This is a genomic window from Bartonella bacilliformis KC583 (assembly GCF_000015445.1).
Classification (GTDB): domain Bacteria; phylum Pseudomonadota; class Alphaproteobacteria; order Rhizobiales; family Rhizobiaceae; genus Bartonella; species Bartonella bacilliformis.
Genome location: NC_008783.1, coordinates 102,947 through 121,325 on the forward strand (window position 1 = coordinate 102,947; position 18,379 = coordinate 121,325).

The following is an 18,379-nucleotide window of genomic DNA, read 5'->3' on the forward strand; positions in this document are numbered from 1 at the left end:
TGTGTTTATATTTTTGTGCTATAAATTTTGAGCTAAAATTCTTTGTAAAGGGTTTTGCGTTTGGGATTGTTTATGCACCAAGATTCTTCTTCTCATGATTTATCGGCCAACCAATATGGCCAAAGTTCGCGCCTTGTTAAAATATTACTGTACCAAATTGGTGCTTTCATTGGGCTTGTGCTTTTTAGTCTTATCATTTTTTGTGTTGTCTCTTTAGCAACATGGAATGTTGCTGACCCGTCATTAACGCGTGCTAATATGCATAAGATTACAAATTTGATGGGACGGCCTGGTGCTGTTTTTTCAGATCTTTTTATGCAATTTTTTGGTTTGGCCAGTCTTTGCGTTTTGTTACCGCCCTTTTTTTGGTCACTTTTGTTGATGGTCTACAAAGATATTCAAAATTTTATGGTTCGCCTTTGTTGGTGGGTGGTTTCAATAATTTGTTTGTCTGCTTTTTTTTCTCTCATGACACCTTTAGCATCTTGGACGCATTGGCCATTGCCAATAGGTCTTGGGGGTGTTGTGGGTGATAAAGTTATACAAATTACCTTTTCATTATTTCCTGCCTTGCCTTCTTTTTTGCAGTATGTGTTATGGGGCTGTTTTTTTGTATTTTCAGGTTTTCTGACAGCTGTTCTTGCTGGCAATGTGGTATGGCGAAACAAAAACAATAAAAGAAAAAAAACTCCAAGGGTTAAAGCTGTAGAGCCAATCTTTGATATGCCAGAAGAAGTTGAGCATACGGCTAATGAGACACGGTTGAATTTTTTCGCTACAATTTTTGGCGCCATTTTACATTTATTTTATTATCTACAAGCTTGTTGCAGCCGTCTTTTTTTGCTCAGCAGAAAGTCTGACAAGAAAAATAAAATATTGAACCGCGTTGAACCTGTTTTCTATGATGAAGATAAAGAGCCTGATCACAAGAAGGTGCCTGTTTCTGCTTCCAAGAGTTCTGTTAAATCCATAAAGGTTTCTTCAAAAGGTAATTTTACGCTTCCTCTTTTAGACTATCTTGCCATTTCTCCACCTGCTGAAAAAAGTGCAAAACCTTCCGCTAAAGCGTTAAAAGAAAATTCTCGTGAACTTGAAGCGATTTTGTTAGATTTTGGGGTAAAAGGCAAAATTATTGATGTGCGTCCTGGTCCGGTTGTCACTTTATATGAATTTGAACCGGCTGCGGGTATTAAGTCTTCTCGTATTATTGGCTTGGCGGATGATATTGCCCGTTCTATGCGTGCAATTTCAGCGCGTGTTGCTGTAGTTCCAGGGCGCAATGTGATTGGGATAGAATTGCCCAATGCAACGCGTGAAATGGTTTACTTGCGTGATATTTTGCAATCTCAGGAATTTTTACATAGCAAAGCGAAGTTGGTTCTTGCTTTAGGGAAGACCATCGGTGGGGAAACAGTGATTGCGGATTTAGCAAAAATGCCGCATCTTTTGGTTGCTGGTACGACAGGGGCAGGGAAATCTGTTGCGATTAATACGATGATTTTGTCGCTGCTTTATCGCATGACACCTGAGCAATGCCGTTTAATCATGGTCGATCCTAAAATGCTTGAACTTTCAGTGTATGACGGCATTCCGCATTTGTTAACGCCTGTGGTAACAGATCCTAAAAAAGCAGTGATTGCTCTTAAATGGGCTGTGCGTGAAATGGAAGAACGCTATAGCAAAATGTCCAAAATGGGTGTGCGCAATATTGATAGCTTTAATGCTCGTTTAAAAGAGGCAGAAAATCAAGGTGAAACGTTAACACGTACCATTCAAGTGGGGTTTGATCATGATACGGGTCAGCCACTCCATGAAACAGAGACACTGCATTTAAGCCCTATGCCTTATATTGTTATTATTATTGATGAAATGGCTGATCTCATGCTGGTTGCCGGCAAGGAAATTGAAGGGGCGGTACAACGTTTAGCACAAATGGCACGTGCGGCGGGGATCCATGTGATTATGGCAACGCAGCGGCCTTCGGTTGATGTGATTACGGGGACAATTAAGGCGAATTTCCCAACACGTATTTCTTTTTTCGTTAGTTCAAAGATCGATAGTCGGACAATTCTTGGCGAACAAGGGGCTGAGCAATTATTAGGGCAAGGGGATATGCTTTTCATGATGGGAGGAGGGCGTATTCAGCGTGTTCATGGGCCTTTTGTGGCTGATAATGAGGTAGAACAAGTTGTTGCGCACCTCAAAACGCAAGCACAACCAGATTATTTAGAAACAATTACACAAGAAACGACAGATCAGAATACGAATGTTACGCTTGATTCTTCTTCAGAAAATGACCCCTATACGCAAGCTGTAGCGGTTGTTCTGCGTGATCGTAAAGCTTCAACCTCTTATATTCAGCGCCGTTTAGGGATTGGCTATAATCGCGCGGCTTCGTTGATCGAACGCATGGAAGAAGAAGGGATTATTAGTCCAGCTAATCATGCAGGGAAACGAGAGATTTTGGTGCCTCCTGAACAAGAGATTCTGTAAAAGCCATGGAGATATTTTCAAGAAAATTCTTGTAAAATTTTCTATAAAAATAATGGTAAATCCTTCAAAAGTTGCGATAACAACTGCATAATCTTTCCCAAGAGCCTTCCTAAGGTCTATTGTTATAGCTCTTGTACAATAAGAATTTTTGTGTCATTTTTTTAACATAATTTTTAAAAGATTTATGCTGTATTCATTCCATTCTGCTTAGAGTGAAAGTGGGTCCTTGTTATTCTTTAAAAGATGTCATTGTTTCGCAGATTATGGCATCATTGAGTAGATTAGGAGAACTATCTATGAAGGTGCCTTGCTTATCCCTAAACAGAATTTTAGTTGTTTCGGGTATCCTTTATTTTGTCTTGTTGCTGTTTCCTGCTTTTTCGCAATCTGCTCATCAAGTAGCGCGTGCTCAGGTTATTGCGAATCATTTTGCTGCCATTAAAACGATGACAGGAGATTTTGTTCAGTTTAGTCCAAAAGGCAAAAAGACAAAAGGAACATTTTATCTAGAGCGTCCGGGAAAGGTTCGTTTCACTTACCAAGGCGTGCCTTTACAGATTATGGCAGATGGCCAATCTGTAGGGATTCAAAATCGCGCTCTCAATACTTGGGATCTTTATCAGCTTTCGCAAACACCAATGAAATTATTGCTCGGGGATACGATTGATATTTCATCAGAGAATTTATTGGCTTTTCGTCAAGATTCAAGGGCTATAGAAATTATCTTGCGTGATAAAAGCCTCGGCAAGGGGCAGATCAAGATGATTTTTGATGCCAACACTTACGCATTGCTACAATGGACAATTGTTGATCAGCAAAATTTAGAAACTACTGTTCAGGTTATGAATGTTCGCACTGGGGTTCGGTTTGCTGAGGATATGTTCACGATTCCTTATCAAAATATTGCTATGTCACGTCATCGGAATTGAGATACATGTTTTTTCGTATTGCGACTTGGAATATTAATTCTATTCGTTTTCGTTTTGAACAAGTTCTTCGTTATTTGGAGTTATGTGCTCCGGATATTTTGTGTTTACAAGAAACCAAATGCCTTGATAATTTATTTCCGCGGGAGGTTTTTTTATCCGCAGGGTATAAGCATATTGCACTAAATGGTCAGAAAGCTTACCACGGTGTGGCGATACTTTCGCGTTTGCCTTTTGTTAGCGTTGAAAAGCGTTTTTTTTGTCAAAAGGAAGAATGTCGTTACCTTTCGGTGGTTGTTAAACCCTATCAGCAGGCTATACGGATTCATAATTTTTATGTTCCTGCTGGTGGTGATGAGCCTGATGTGCAGGTGAATGAGAAATTTCGTCATAAACTCGATTTTTTAGAGGAAATGTCTTCTATTCGAGCTGATCAGGGGGACGGTTTATCATCTCTTTTAATGGGCGATTTGAATATTGCACCTTTGGAAGATGATGTGTGGTCTCATAAACAATTGTTAAATGTTGTTAGCCATACACCCATTGAAACTGAGCGTTTAAAAGCTCTCTGTCATGAGGGGGGATGGGTTGATTTAATGCGCATGAAATTTCCAGTTCCCATAAAACTTTATACATGGTGGAGTTACCGTGCACGCGATTGGGCATTAGCTGATCGTGGACGGCGGCTTGATCATATTTGGTCCTCTCCAGATTTAGCACCTTTTGTTGAGGATCTTTCGATTTTTCGTGAGGCACGAGGATGGTCAAAACCTTCAGATCACGTGCCTGTGCAATCTGTATTTAATTTTTCACGCAAGGTTTAAAATCATTCCGCAAGGCGTAGAAATAAATAAAAGGCCTGAAAATTTTGTGAAGAAAAGAGAACAGGTTACGATGTGAAACAAGCAAGTGTAAACAAAATAGCAAGTATAGATTGCTGATGAGTCTTTCAAGTGATGATTAGAAAAAGCTTTTATTTGCGTAGTTTTTTATTTTCACTCTTATAAACTAAAGATTTCTATTCACTCTTTTGCAAGAATATTATGTACAAACATCTAAGTTTTGATTTATCTTGGGTGCGGGAAGATAGGAGTATTTAAATAATTTTGTTTTAAAAATTTATTCAGTCATACAGTATTTGAAAATAATATTTTGAAAAATGAAGCTATTGCTTTAATCAAAAATAATTGTGTAAAATACATGCTGATATAAGATGAAGAGTAGGATCTTGCATTCCGTTAAAGAATTCATAAAATGACAGGTCCGTTCAAAGGGTGAGTGCATGAGATTCAGTTCAATTATACAATCAATCATAAAATTGATCAAAAAACGCAAAAAACTTTCTTTTTTTGGAGGTGTTTTTCTTTTTATCATCTTTATATCGACGATTAATTCTTTTTTCAGTACAGATACGCCTATTTATATGACAGCGGTGGTGAAGCGTGGTGATATTGAAGACACTGTTCTAGCCTCTGGTCTTGTTCGCCCTTATCGATTGGTTGCTGTTGGTGCGCGTGTGACAGGGCGTGTGGTAGCGATGCATGTTACCCCTGGAGCCATTGTACAAGAAGGCGATTTGTTAGCAGAAATTGATTCAACAGATCAGGAAAATGATCTGAAAAGAAAAAAATCTGTTTTGTCTAACTCTCAGGCTCGTTTGGCCGAGCAAGAATCTTACCTCCAACAAGCACAGGAGACGTTGAAGCGTCAAGAAGGCATGATTAAGGAACACGCCATTTCGCGTGTCAATTTTGATGATGCTGTTGTGCAAGTGAAAATACGTGAAGCTCAAGTTGCTCAGTTACAAGAGCAGGTTGCACAAGCACGCATAGATGTGGATAGCGCAGAGGTCAATTTAAGTTATACGCGGGTGACGGCACCTGCAAAAGGAACAGTGTTAGCAACCGTTGTTGAAGAAGGGCAGAATATTAATGCCTCTCAGTCAGCACCGACAATCGTTATTTTAGGCGATTTGTCCAAAATGACAATTAAAGCGCAGATCTCAGAAGCGGATATTCTCAAAGTTCGCGCTGGACAACCTTTGTATTTCAAAGTGTTAGGCAATCCACAGCGTCGCTATGAAGGGAAGTTAGAGACAGTAGAGCCTGCACCGGAATCTATCCGTATGGATGAGAGTATTAATCCTGGTATGGGAACTTCTAGCGCTTTGTCATCATCAGCGGTTTATTATAATGCACTTGTGCATGTCGATAATGAGGATAATTTTTTACGCACCTATATGACAGCTCAAATGCATATTATCTTAGATAGTGCTAAGGATGTTTTGTTAGTTCCAAGTGATGCTTTGCATGATGAAACACAGGAGCGCGAAGCATGGGTTCAGGTTCTGGTTGGTGCAAACAAGGTAGTAAAAAAACAGGTTGTTGTCGGCATTAACAATAGAGTTATGGCTGAAATTGTCTCAGGGCTTGATGAAGGGGATATTGTGATTATCGGCTCACGTGATGGGTTACAAGCATAGCGTACAGATTGAAAGAGAAATGTAAAGCATGAGAACAGAAGGTGTGGATGCTGTCCTTGTTTTAGAGGATGTAATGCGTGAGTTTCAGGCAGGTGAAACGTCTGTTCCGGTATTGAAAAACATCAATTTAACCATTCGTCGTGGTGAAATGGTGGCGATTGTTGGCGCTTCTGGTTCAGGAAAATCAACGCTCATGAATATTTTAGGGTGTCTTGATCGACCGACTTCAGGCCGTTATTGGGTTTCTGGAAAAGAAATAGCTTCACTTTCAGTTGATGAATTGTCGGCTTTGCGGCGTAATCATTTTGGATTTATTTTTCAACGTTACCATTTATTAGGTGCATTAACAGCACTTGGCAATGTTGAAATGCCAGCGATTTATGCGCGATGTGCCCCTGGGGTGAGAAAAATACGTGCACAAAGCTTGCTAACTCGTTTAGGCATGAGCGATCGGATGGAGCATTATCCAAATCAGCTTTCTGGGGGGCAGCAACAACGTGTGTCTATTGCCCGTGCCTTGATGAATAATGCGGATATTATTCTTGCTGATGAACCAACAGGTGCCTTAGACAGTCAGAGTGGTGAAGAAGTTTTGCGTATTTTGGGTGAGCTTCATCGAGAGGGGCACACCATTATTATTGTAACTCATGATATGCGTGTGGCTGAAAGAGCAGAGCGTATTATTGAGATTAGGGATGGCGAAATTATTGCTGATAATGTGTCATCAGTTCAAAAGATACAAAAAGAAGAAGATAAAATAACGGATGATGCTCAGTTTTTTAATACAGTAGACTCTGTGCACACTAATAAACAGCTTGGTTTTGTGCGTTTTTTTGTCGATCTTTTTCGTGAAGCTTTTATGATGGCGTTGTTAGCCATGAATGCACACCGGATGCGGACTTTTTTAACAATGCTTGGGGTCATTATCGGTATTTTTTCTGTTGTTACAATGGTCGCATTAGGAACGGGGACACAACAGCAACTGCTTGAAACTTTTAAAGGGATGGGGACAAATACATTAACAATTATGCCGGGGAAAGACATATCCGATAAGCAGTCAGGAAAGATCACCAGTTTGGTTGAGGCCGATGCAGAAGCATTGTCTCAATTACCCTATGTTGCAGGTGTAACACCCCAAATTGCAGCAAATTCAACGGTTAATTATGATTCTATAGAAGTCAATTCTATGGTGATGGGTGTAGGAGAACAGTTTTTTCTGACACAAGGATTCAAACTTGTTGAAGGGCAGATATTTGATCGGCAAAGTGTTCATGATCGGGCTGTTGATTTGGTTATTGAAAAGGAAGCTATTGCGCTTCTATTTCCTCATAGTGATGAAAGCCCTATTGGAAAAATAGTCCTTGTGGGGCGAGTACCAGCCCGGATTATTGGTGTTGTTAAACCGGCTCAAGAGTCTCATTCAGTCTCCAATACAATACAGATTTATATGCCTTATACAGCTCTGCAAACTCGTTTTTTGGGAACGACAGAGGTGCGTGCTATAATGCTTAAGATTGCTGATCATGTTGATACAAAATTAGCGGAGGAAGCGGTTGAACGTTTCTTAACGGGACGGCATGGTCAGAAGGATTTTTTCATTAGAAATTCAGCATCATTCATTGAGCAAATTATGACAGGGACAAGAATTGTTACGGCTTTAATCACCTCTATAGCAACCATTTCCTTGATCGTTGGGGGGATTGGGGTCATGAATATTATGTTGGTAACTGTCGCAGAGCGGATCAGTGAGATTGGCGTACGTATGGCTGTTGGTGCACGTCAGAGTGATATTTTGCATCAATTTTTAATCGAAGCTATTTTGGTTTGTGCTGTCGGAGGGGGAATAGGAATCTCTTTAGGACTTTTCCTTGGTGGGTTATTTACCTTTTTTAATTCACCTATCCATTTTATGTACACGCCCAGTTCCATCATTATCGCTTTTGTTTTTTCAGCATTTATCGGAATATGTTTTGGCTTTTTCCCAGCGAGGAAGGCTTCTCAGCTTGATCCTATTGTTGCTCTTGCCCGTGACTAATCGGCCAATTTAAAACAAGATAACAGCACGGATGATTTTTAAATCATAGGGTTGCAAGGTAGGACATATTGGACAGCAATTAGGGGTCTTTTTGTGGTCACATACTTTTGATTGCCTGTGGTGACATGAATAAGAATGTGGTGACATGATAAGAATAAGACCCATATTGCAATACTGATATTGTCATATGCAATGCCGACAATATTGTAATAATTGAGTATGAGCATTCCAATAAGAAATTTTGGCTAAAATCTTTAAAAAACCAGTGTCTAAGGGAAGAAGGTTGCGGTAGCTTTCTGACACAAATTTGATGACCAAATTTGCTTACTTTCTCAAATAAGGAGAGCAGGGGGCTTTCTTGCTTTTCAAATATTGTCTCAAATGGGGCATAAGGAAAGGATCAGTAATTATAACAGAAGGCAAAAGTTCAGACTTTATAGAGGTGAAGCAAAAGTTCGGCTTTTAGTTGTCTCAAGAGCATATAAAAGAGTCAGTTCTTAATGTCTTGCAAGAAAAATTGTGGCAAGATTAATTCTGTGCAGATTGGAAGACAGATCTGATTTGAAAGCCAATATTTTTTATATATTCAGAGGCCAACATGCGTATTTTATTGAGTTGTTTAACCTTGTTTTGGGTAACATTTTCCTTAATAGGGTAAGCAATGAAATTTATATCAGGCATTAAATATCTCAGCTCAAGCAGAGAGCGTGCTATATGATAATCATGGGTGACGATATAGAGCGTTTTGTAATGGTGTTTTTTAATCCAAACAGCACTTTCTTCGGCATTGCTTTTAGTATTGGTTGCTTGGTAGCCGAGGTCAACACAACACTCAAAAAGCTGCGGATCAATATGCATGTTTCGGAGCAATCTTTTGGGATGAAATGTTGCGTTAACCCCGCTGATTAAGAGTCGCGAACCAAGGCCTTGTTTCAGCAGACGCAATCCTGTTTCTATACGTCTTTCTCCACCTGTCAGAACAATGATGGCATCAGCTTTGGATAATGAGACAGGGGGATAAAGTTGTTCGACTTTTTCAGAAAAAATAACGAAATGTGTGCCCATGATAAGAAAGAGACTTAAAAGACAAAAAGCTACTGGTGGGCAATAACGAAAAAGGTGCTTAAAAAATTTCATAATTTCCATGGAATATTAGGGGGGAATATTAGGGGATATTGAGGATGAGAATCTTTTTAGAATGACAAACTCTTACTGTCAGAACAATGCTGGTATCAGCAGGAGTATCGGTTATTGATGAGAGATTTCGTATATTGTGAAGCACAGCATTAAAATAAACTATTTTCGGATTGGTTGATTTTTTTGAGTTGTGTTAAAATGGTAATGCGGCTGGTTAGCATGGTGAGAAGAGACACAACAAGAATAAGGCTAAAAATTTTCCCATAAGTAGTGAAGGTGATAGAAACATAGCCAAATAAAGCGGTGATCTGCTCACTTTCGGCTGTCCCCAAATTGTGATGTGTCCAAAAAGAAAAAATATGAAAGAGCACTAAGCTTGCTACGCCACCATGAAAGGCACCACGCAACGCAGTTTTAAAGAAATGTCTGTCAAACTGTTTCGCAATGAAGTGGGGTTCTGCGCCAATGAAATATAAGACATGGATAATGTGAGAATTTTCTGCAAGAGCATTGCGTGTTGCAAAGATAATCGTGAGCATCAATGAACCCAAGACCAGTGTTAAAAGTACAAAACCGATAAAGACCGTTGTGTGTGCCATTTTTGTAAAATGATGCACCCAAGAACGGTGATCATTAAATCGACCTCCTGGAATTTTTGTTTTAATAGCTTCACTAATGGCATGAAAATCAATATTTTCATTATTTTTCAGTGTGACGATAATCAGCCGAGGCAAGGGTAATTGGTCAAGCGCTAAGTCTGTTCCAAACCAAGGTTCAAGCAATTTTTCAGTAGCGGCTTGGCCCATAATGATGGCATTTTGTACACCATGAAATGTTTTGACCAATTGAACAGCATTACGTAGATTTTGTTCTATATCGATAGTATCAACAGGATGTATTTGGATCGTTGCTTCATGGCTGATTTGATTGCTCCAATTGTGAGCTGTCCGCTGCACCAAATCAACACAGTTTAAGGTGAGGCTTGAAAGAAATGTCATGATCGCAATGACAGCAACCAAAGCCTGCCCAGAAATATCGCTGTTAGGAACGATTGGCGATCTGGTTGCTTTATCATGTTTAAAAATTGCTTTTTGCAAACCAAAAGTGCGAAGAGATTTATTCATGAATAGTCATCCGTCCCTCATGGAGAATCATACGTCGTGCTTCAACTTGTTCCATCAAGGAAACATCATGTGTCGCAATGATGACAGCTGTCCCGAAACGGTTTAATTCAATAAACAAACGCAAAAGGCGTTTTGCTATGGGCAAATCAACATTTCCTGTTGGTTCATCCGCTAAAAGGATTTCAGGTTGATCAATGATCGCGCGCGCAATGGCGACTCTTTGTTTTTCACCCCCTGAAAGAACAGGAGGCAACACATGGATTTGATTGCTAAGCCCAACCCATTTTAAAAGATCTTCCACTTCACTGCGATAGGTTGCTTCTTCTTGGCCTTTAATGCGCAAAGGCAAAGAGACATTTTCATAAGCGGTCAGATGATTGAGTAAATGAAAATCCTGAAAGACAACACCAATGCGTTTTCGCAAAGCAGGCAGTTCTTTTTCTTTGAGGAGGGCTGTGTCTTTTCCAAATAAATCAATATGGCCGCGGGTTGGTTTGATGGCAAAAAACATGAGGCGCATCAATGATGTTTTCCCTGCTCCAGAGGCTCCCGTCAGAAACTGAAAGGATCCACGAGGGATATGAAAGCTCATATCACGCAAAATTTCAGGTCCCATTCCATAGCGCAGGCCAACATTTTCAAAACGAATCACTTTGAGGCCTCATTTTTTTATCTTGAAACATTGTTGGCGTTTCTTTGATTTTTCTACCATTTTTATTGTTTCCATCCTACGGCTTTAAGTTTTTTTCCTTTGTTTAAAATTGTTGAGAGACAATACTTAATTTTAATTAAGTGTGCTGATATGTTAAGCGGCTTCCTCTATATTTTGGCGGTTAGCAATAAGGTTATCAACAATTTGTGGTTCGGCAAGTGTTGAAATATCGCCTAGATTATCAAAATTATTGGCAGCAATTTTGCGTAAAATGCGTCGCATGATTTTTCCTGATCGTGTTTTGGGCAAGTGAGGCGCAAATTGAATTTTATCCAATGTTGCAATGGAGCCAATTTCCTGCCTAACATGCTGAATCAGATTTTGGTGTAACGTTGCACTTGGTTGTGTGCCAGCCATTAGGGTTACAAAGCTATAAATGCCTTGCCCTTTAATGGGGTGAGGGTATCCAACAACCGCTGCTTCTGAAACAGCAGGGTGTGAAATAAGCGCTGATTCAATTTCAGCAGTTCCTAATCTGTGTCCAGAGATATTGAGAATATCATCAACACGTCCTGTGATCCAATAGTAACTATCTTTATCACGTTTACACCCATCCCCTGTAAAATATTTTCCTTTATAGGTAGAGAAATAGGTTTCAACAAAGCGTTGGTGGTTATTATAAAGGGTGCGCATTTGGCCAGGCCATGAATCGACGATACAAAGATTGCCTTCTGCTTCTCCTTTTAGAATATTTCCCTGTGGATCAACGAGTTGAACTTGAATGCCAAAGAAGGGGTGTGTGGCTGATCCTGCTTTGAGTTTTGTTGCACCCGGCAAAGGTGTAATGATATGGCCCCCTGTTTCTGTTTGCCACCATGTGTCAAGAATAGGGCAGCGGCTGTCGCCAACTGTGTGATAAAACCATTTCCAGGCTTCCGGATTAATGGGTTCACCCACTGTCCCTAAAAGACGTAACGATGTTCTTTGAGAGCGTTTGACAAAAGAATCTCCTGCACCCATTAAAGCGCGGATAGCTGTTGGCGCCGTGTAGAATATATTGACTTTATGCTTATCCACAATCTCCCAAAATCTTCCTTCATCAGGAAAGGTGGGGGAGCCTTCAAACATTAATGTGGTCGCACCGTTACATAAAGGCCCATAAACTAGATAAGAATGACCGGTGATCCACCCAATGTCGGCAGTGCACCAGTAAATTTCACCAGGGTGATAATCAAAAACATACTGATGGGTCATCGAGGCATAGACGAGATAGCCGCCTGTCGTATGCAAGACACCTTTTGGTTTTCCTGTTGATCCTGAGGTATAAAGAATAAAGAGAGGATCTTCAGCATTCATGTGTTCTGGTGGGCAATCGGGTGTAGCATGGGGCATTTCTTCATGATACCAAAAATCACGCCCATTAACCCAGTGAATGATTTTGCTTGTGCGCCGTATCACCATGACTTGAGTCACATTCACATTTTGGCATGCTGCGATATGAATGGCACGATCCACATTATCTTTTAAGGGGATCGTTTTATCACCACGCAGAGCATGATCAGCGGTAATGATAAAGGTGGATTGCCCATCAATAAGGCGTCCTGCTATTGCTTCAGAAGAAAAGCCGGCAAAAATAACCGAATGAATAGCACCAATGCGAGCACAAGCGAGCATGGCATAGGCCGCTTCAGGGATCATGGGAAGATAGATGCTCACTCTATCGCCTTTTTTAACTCCATGGTTTTTTAAAATGTTCGCAAAACGGCAGACATGTTCATAAAGTTCGTTATAGGTTATTTTTTTATCAGAATAAGGATTGTCACTTTCCCAAATCAGGGCGATCTCATTGCCACGGTCTTTTAAATGACGGTCAATACAATTATAGGCAACATTGGTTATGCCATCTTCATACCATTTGATCGAAACATTGTCATTAAAGGATGCGTTTTTGACTTTTGTATAGGGTTTAAACCATTCAATGCGTTGGCCATGTTCTCCCCAGAAACTTGTCGGATCCTCGATACTTTTTTGATACCATTTTTGATAGGTGTCCTGGTCAATTAAGGCATTTTTTTCAATATCAACAGGTATTGGATAAATTCTTTCAGACATAGTTTTTCCTCCCTGAGGTACTGTAGACTACGCTAGGGAGGTTTAAAAGGTAAATTTTATTATAATCTGTTAAGGGAGTGTTTTCGTGATATCTCCATATGTTAAAAAAATGATCGATGATCTCATGAACCTATGTTTGATGATTTGATAAACGAAAAATCCTTAGCTAGGGCGTTGCCCAAACAAAGCTGATCCAATACGCAAGACATTTGAACCAAATTGAAGAGCGGTTTGAAAGTCATTAGACATGCCCATGGAGAGTTTTGTCAAACCAGATTTTTTGGCTAATTTTGCTAGCAGGGCAAAATAAGGTCCGGGGTTATCTTCGATCGGGGGGATCGCCATCAGGCCAACAATATCAAGCCCATAATGATTTTTGCAGTGCGCAACAAAATCAACCACATCTTCTGGGGCAAGGCCGCTTTTTTGTGGTTCTAATCCAATATTAACTTGAACATAGCAGGGGAAATGTTTCTTTTGTTTGTGCATTTCTTCACTTAAGCTTTTGGCTATTTTTTCGCGATCAACTGTTTGAATGACATCGAAAATTTTGACAGCCTCTGCTGTTTTATTAGATTGTAGAGGGCCGATAAGATGCAGTTCAATGGGGCTAAATTGTTGGCGCAGATACGGCCATTTTTCTGCTGCTTCTTGTACGCGATTTTCCGCAAAGCAAGACTGGCCTGCTTGCAAAAGGGGAATAATCTTGTCTGCAGGCACTGTTTTTGAAACAGCGATGAGCTCTACACTGTCTAAAGAACGCTGATACTCTTTACAGCTGTTGGCGATCTCTTGTTTAGTATTTTTCCATGCCTCAATGGATGTTGCATGCATTTCACTCATGATGGTCTCGTGCTTTTTAATTTTTTTCAAGGTCTAAAGAATTTAGCTTGTCTTTACAGCTAGGGATTTTGCTAATCTTTACAGCTCTTAGCAATCTTTTGTTTATATTTTTCCACGCTTCAATGGATGTCGCATGAATTTCTCTCATGATGGTTTCGTGCTTTCATTTTTTATTCAATGGCTGAGAATTGTTTCTATGAAGGCAAGTCCTTTCATAAGGGGAATTGTTTTATAAGGGCAATTCTCTCTATAAAGCTTGTAAAATATTCATTGAAAAGGTTGACGGTAGCGTTAATCCATGGAAAGCATTAAAATGCTTTTTGGTTTAATTTTGTAAAGAGTATAATAAGAATGACGATCGAACGCTATAATCCACGTGCACAGGAACAAAAATGGCAAGCGATTTGGGATGAAAAGAAGATTTTTCAGACCTCTCATGAGGATGAGGGCGAAAAATATTATGTTTTAGAAATGTTTCCCTATCCTTCAGGCCGCATTCATATGGGGCATGTGCGTAATTACACGATGGGAGATGTCGTGGCGCGTTATAAGCGTGCTAAGGGGATGAATGTGCTCCATCCAATGGGGTGGGATGCGTTTGGTATGCCGGCTGAAAATGCAGCGATGCAAAATAAAGTGCATCCAAAAGCATGGACCTATCAGAATATTGCCGCTATGCGTAAGCAATTACAGAAATTGGGGCTTTCTATAGATTGGTCGCGTGAATTTGCCACTTGTGATGTGGACTATTATCACCGCCAGCAAATGATTTTTCTCGATCTTTACCAAAAGGGGCTTGTTGTACGCAAAGTTGCTAAGGTCAATTGGGACCCTGTAGATCAAACCGTTTTGGCTAATGAGCAGGTTATCGACGGTCGGGGTTGGCGCTCTGGTGCTTTGGTAGAACAGCGAGAATTAACCCAGTGGTTTTTCAAAATTACAGAATTTGGTGAAGGTTTATTAGCAAGATTGGACGACCTGACAGAATGGCCAGACAAAGTTCGCGTTATGCAAAAAAATTGGATTGGCAAGTCACAAGGGCTCTACATTCGTTGGGCTTTAGACAAAACACAACTTCCCCATAATGATGGGTGTGAGGGTTTTGACGAAATTACTTGCTATTCGACTCGTCCGGATACTTTATTTGGTGCATCTTTTTTAGCCCTTTCCGTTGATCATCCAGTGGCACAGGCTTTAGCGAGAAATGATGAAGAGCTTCGTGCTTTTATTGAAATGTGTCGGTGCGGGAGTACTACAACGGAAGCATTAGAAACAGCCGAAAAGCAAGGATTTCGGACAGGAGTTTTGGCTGTTCATCCGTTAAATCCAGCCGTGCGTCTTCCTGTTTACATCGCGAATTTTGTTTTAATGGATTATGGCACAGGGGCTATTTTTGGCTGCCCAGCGCATGATCAGCGTGATTTGGATTTTGCCCGCAAATATGATCTGCCTGTGCAAATCGTGGTTGCACCAAAAGAGGCTGAAGAGCAAGATTTTACACTTTCCGACACAGCCTATACCGGTGATGGCGTGATGATCAATTCAGACTTTTTGAATGGTTTAACGCCGAAAGATGCTTTTGAAGTGGTCGCACAACACCTTGAAAAACAAGTTTTAAATGGCCAGCCCCAAGGGCAAAAAACAGTACAATTTCGATTACGAGATTGGGGTGTTTCACGGCAGCGTTATTGGGGATGCCCTATTCCTATGATCCATTGTGCGGCTTGTGGGGTGGTGCCTGTTCCGCGTGCTGATTTACCTGTCGTCTTGCCGGAAGATGTGACTTTTGATCGCCCTGGGAACCCCCTTGCACGCCATGAAACGTGGCAAACCGTAGCTTGCCCTTCTTGTGGTCAACCGGCAAAACGCGAAACGGATACAATGGATACATTTGTTGACTCTTCCTGGTATTATGCGCGTTTTACTGCCCCTTGGGCACAAGAGCCAACAGATCAAGACATAGCGGCGCAATGGCTGCCTGTGCAACAATATATTGGTGGTATTGAGCACGCGATTTTGCATCTTTTATATGCCCGTTTTTTCATGCGGGCTATGAAATTGGCTGGTCATGTCAATGCGGATGAGCCTTTTACAGGGCTCTTTACCCAAGGCATGGTTGTGCATGAAACCTATCGCGATGCCCAAGGGTGGGTTGCACCAGATGAGGTGTCTATTGTTGAACAAGATGGCAAACGCCGTGCTTATAAACTGACAGATCAGAGCGAAGTGACAATTGGTTCGATTGAAAAAATGTCGAAATCAAAGAAAAATGTAGTTGATCCTGATGATATTATTTCTTCCTACGGGGCTGATACAGCGCGTTGGTTTATGTTGTCAGATTCTCCGCCTGAGCGTGATGTGATCTGGTCGGAATCGGGGATTGAAGGAGCACATCGCTTTGTCCAACGTGTGTGGCGTTGCGTGGCATTAAGTGCACCAATTTTAAGCACCATTGAGCCTTGTGCTGGGCACCAGGGAGAAGCTTTGGAGCTTTCAAAAGCAGCACATCGCACGCTCTGTGCTGTGGAAGATGATTTAGAAAAGCTTGCCTTTAACCGGGCTGTTGCACGTTTATATGAATTTTTGAATATCATGGCCCCTTTATTAAATACGGTGGCCGATCTTGATGATGAGATGAAGTCTGCTTTGCGTCAAGCGATGGATTTTTTCTGTGCTATGATTGCACCGATGATGCCGCATTTGGCTGAGGAATGTCACGCAGCTTTAGGAGGAAAAACACTCATGTCTGAGTGTGCATGGCCTGTTTATGATAAAGCTTTGATTGTTGAGGATTCTGTCACTTTACCGGTGCAAATCAATGGCAAAAAACGTGGCGATGTCACAGTTCCTGTGACAGCAGATCAAGCAGAGATTGAACAAGCTGTTTTGGCTCTTTCTTTCGTACAAGCACAGTTGGCAGGAAAATCAGTGAAGAAAATGATTATTGTTCCAAAAAGGATTGTTAATGTTGTTCTTTAGTCGGTTATCATGCGTTGTTTGTACTTTTATGTTGGCACTGCTTTGTGGCTGTACAATTGAACCGCTTTATCGCCAAGCCCCGCAATCGTCGACAGTGATGGGTTCTGGTTTTGCAGGGCGTGCAGAGGAAGTTCCTGCTGGTCTTGCAGCAAAGCTGGCCATGATTGTGGTTGATGAGCCTTCTGATCGTTTTAGCCAAATGGTGCGTAATCATCTGCTTTTTTTGATGCATGGGGGTGGGGGGAAGCCTGCTACGCCAAAGTATCAATTATCTTTATACACATCTGTGATGACGCGTACATCTTTGCCAGTAGAGAGTGATCCTAGAACAGGAAGAACGTGGCGTTTTTCTGTCGGGACAGTGGTCGGCAGGGCCTCTTATTCGTTAAAAGATATGAAGGATAATGTGATTGCGCAAGGGAAAGGAACTTTACGGGCATCATTTGATCGACCTCATCAGGAATATGCGACACTTCAGGCTGAAAAGGATGCTGAAAAACGCGTGGCTACAGAATTAGCGGAACAAATTTTTATGAGGCTTGCAAAAGATCTAGCGAAACTTTGATCTAGCGAAACTTTAATGAGATCTTTAACAGGGGAGTGAAGCGGCTTTTTAGCTTAGTGTTCTAGCAACAGTGTAGAATAGGGTTCGCCTTTGTGAATTGGTTTACCTTTGTCGGGTTTTTCAAGAGAGTGCGACTAGAGCTTTTAAGAATTTGGCAGCAAAGAGTTAAAAGCGCAAAGCGTGGTAACTAAGCTTGAAAAGTCGTCTTAAAGATCTTTTGATCTGTTTGTTACCTCGATAAAGAAGGGTGCTAACTTTTATGGAATTCCAATTAATCCGTATCATAGAATGACTGTGGTGTGTTATTTAGAGCTCTCAAGGCTTTAAGGGTAAGTTTGAGAGCAGGGTGTGGGAACAAGCGTACGGGTATGTTTTAAGCGATCTTTTGGCCCGTTTTTGCCCAATCCGTTAAAAATGTTTGCAAGCCTTTATCAGTTAAAGGGTGTGCAGCCAGGCTTTTTAAAACCTTGGGAGGAACAGTTGCAACATCTGCACCACTTAAAGCGGCTTCTTTCACATGGGTTGTTGTGCGGATAGAAGCAGCTAAAATTTGTGTTGCAAATCCATAATTATCATAAATGGTACGAATTTCATGAAGCAGGTCTATGCCATTTGTGCCACAATCATCAATTCTGCCAATAAAGGGGGAAACAAATGTTGCCCCTGCTTTAGCCGCAAGCAAAGCTTGAGTAGCAGAAAAACATAAGGTGAGATTTGTTTTTAACTCTTGTTCGCTAAGGGCTTTACACGCTTTTAAACCATCGAGCGTTATGGGCAGTTTGATGCAAATATTATTAGCAATTTTTGCTAAAACAGCAGCTTCTTTCATCATGGTGTCAAAGTCAGTTGCTGCAACTTCAGCAGAAACAGGCCCTTCGACCAGGGAGCAAATTTCTTGTATAACGTCAAGAATATTGCGCCCAGATTGCAGGATGAGAGAAGGATTGGTGGTGACACCATCGACCAGACCTAAATTTTGTAATTCTTGGATATCTTCACAATTAGCGCTATCCACAAAAAATTTCATTTCC

The 18,379-nt window shown here is 40.9% G+C and carries 13 protein-coding genes; 7 read left to right on the plus strand and 6 right to left on the minus strand.

Annotated elements, in window-relative coordinates; all coding sequences use genetic code 11:
• Positions 1-72 precede the first annotated feature (72 nt).
• The 5 genes from BARBAKC583_RS00475 to BARBAKC583_RS00495 all read left to right on the plus strand — a co-directional run bounded on the left by BARBAKC583_RS00475 (position 73) and on the right by BARBAKC583_RS00495 (position 7,936).
• Entirely contained in the window at positions 73-2,493 is a 2,421-nt protein-coding gene (locus tag BARBAKC583_RS00475) for a DNA translocase FtsK (protein ID WP_005765846.1), read from the plus strand.
• Between the two features lie 296 nt (positions 2,494-2,789).
• Positions 2,790-3,422, plus strand: coding sequence for a LolA family protein (locus BARBAKC583_RS00480; RefSeq protein ID WP_005765847.1), 633 nt, complete (start codon positions 2,790-2,792; stop codon positions 3,420-3,422).
• Between the two features lie 5 nt (positions 3,423-3,427).
• The gene (locus BARBAKC583_RS00485) at positions 3,428-4,243 is read left to right on the plus strand and encodes an exodeoxyribonuclease III (RefSeq protein ID WP_005765848.1); all 816 of its coding nucleotides are present in this window, start codon (positions 3,428-3,430) and stop codon (positions 4,241-4,243) included.
• Between the two features lie 458 nt (positions 4,244-4,701).
• Positions 4,702-5,901, plus strand: coding sequence for an efflux RND transporter periplasmic adaptor subunit (locus tag BARBAKC583_RS00490; protein ID WP_005765849.1), 1,200 nt, complete (start codon positions 4,702-4,704; stop codon positions 5,899-5,901).
• A 28-nt stretch (positions 5,902-5,929) separates the two neighbouring features.
• Complete coding sequence (locus tag BARBAKC583_RS00495; protein WP_005765850.1) at positions 5,930-7,936, plus strand: MacB family efflux pump subunit; 2,007 nt, start codon at positions 5,930-5,932, stop codon at positions 7,934-7,936.
• Positions 7,937-8,464: 528 nt separating this feature from the next.
• Here the strand turns inward: BARBAKC583_RS00495 and BARBAKC583_RS00500 are convergent.
• The 5 genes from BARBAKC583_RS00500 to BARBAKC583_RS00520 all read right to left on the minus strand — a co-directional run bounded on the left by BARBAKC583_RS00500 (position 8,465) and on the right by BARBAKC583_RS00520 (position 13,804).
• A complete protein-coding gene (locus tag BARBAKC583_RS00500; RefSeq protein ID WP_005765851.1) occupies positions 8,465-9,073 on the minus strand; it encodes a YdcF family protein in 609 nt (202 codons plus the stop codon).
• 149 nt (positions 9,074-9,222) lie between these two features.
• Complete coding sequence (locus BARBAKC583_RS00505; RefSeq protein ID WP_005765852.1) at positions 9,223-10,197, minus strand: cell division protein FtsX; 975 nt, start codon at positions 10,195-10,197, stop codon at positions 9,223-9,225.
• Positions 10,190-10,849: a cell division ATP-binding protein FtsE gene (gene ftsE / locus BARBAKC583_RS00510; protein ID WP_005765853.1), complete on the minus strand. Its 660-nt coding sequence runs from the start codon at positions 10,847-10,849 to the stop codon at positions 10,190-10,192. The genes BARBAKC583_RS00505 and ftsE overlap by 8 nt, the downstream gene beginning before the upstream one ends.
• A 153-nt stretch (positions 10,850-11,002) precedes the next feature.
• The gene (gene acs / locus BARBAKC583_RS00515; protein WP_005765854.1) at positions 11,003-12,961 is read right to left on the minus strand and encodes an acetate--CoA ligase; all 1,959 of its coding nucleotides are present in this window, start codon (positions 12,959-12,961) and stop codon (positions 11,003-11,005) included.
• Positions 12,962-13,123: 162 nt separating this feature from the next.
• Positions 13,124-13,804 (minus strand): YggS family pyridoxal phosphate-dependent enzyme, encoded by a 681-nt coding sequence (locus BARBAKC583_RS00520; protein ID WP_005765855.1) that lies wholly within the window; start codon positions 13,802-13,804, stop codon positions 13,124-13,126.
• A gap of 351 nt (positions 13,805-14,155) precedes the next feature.
• Between BARBAKC583_RS00520 and leuS the strand changes: the two genes are divergently transcribed.
• Positions 14,156-16,783, plus strand: a complete 2,628-nt coding sequence (gene leuS / locus BARBAKC583_RS00525) for a leucine--tRNA ligase (protein ID WP_005765856.1) — start codon at positions 14,156-14,158, stop codon at positions 16,781-16,783.
• Positions 16,770-17,348, plus strand: coding sequence for an LPS assembly lipoprotein LptE (gene lptE / locus BARBAKC583_RS00530; RefSeq protein ID WP_005765857.1), 579 nt, complete (start codon positions 16,770-16,772; stop codon positions 17,346-17,348). Before leuS ends, lptE begins: the two co-directional genes overlap by 14 nt.
• A 373-nt stretch (positions 17,349-17,721) precedes the next feature.
• Here lptE and fsa read toward each other — a convergent pair whose 3' ends face one another.
• Positions 17,722-18,375, minus strand: a complete 654-nt coding sequence (gene fsa / locus BARBAKC583_RS00535; protein WP_005765858.1) for a fructose-6-phosphate aldolase — start codon at positions 18,373-18,375, stop codon at positions 17,722-17,724.
• Between the last annotated feature and the right edge of the window lie 4 nt (positions 18,376-18,379).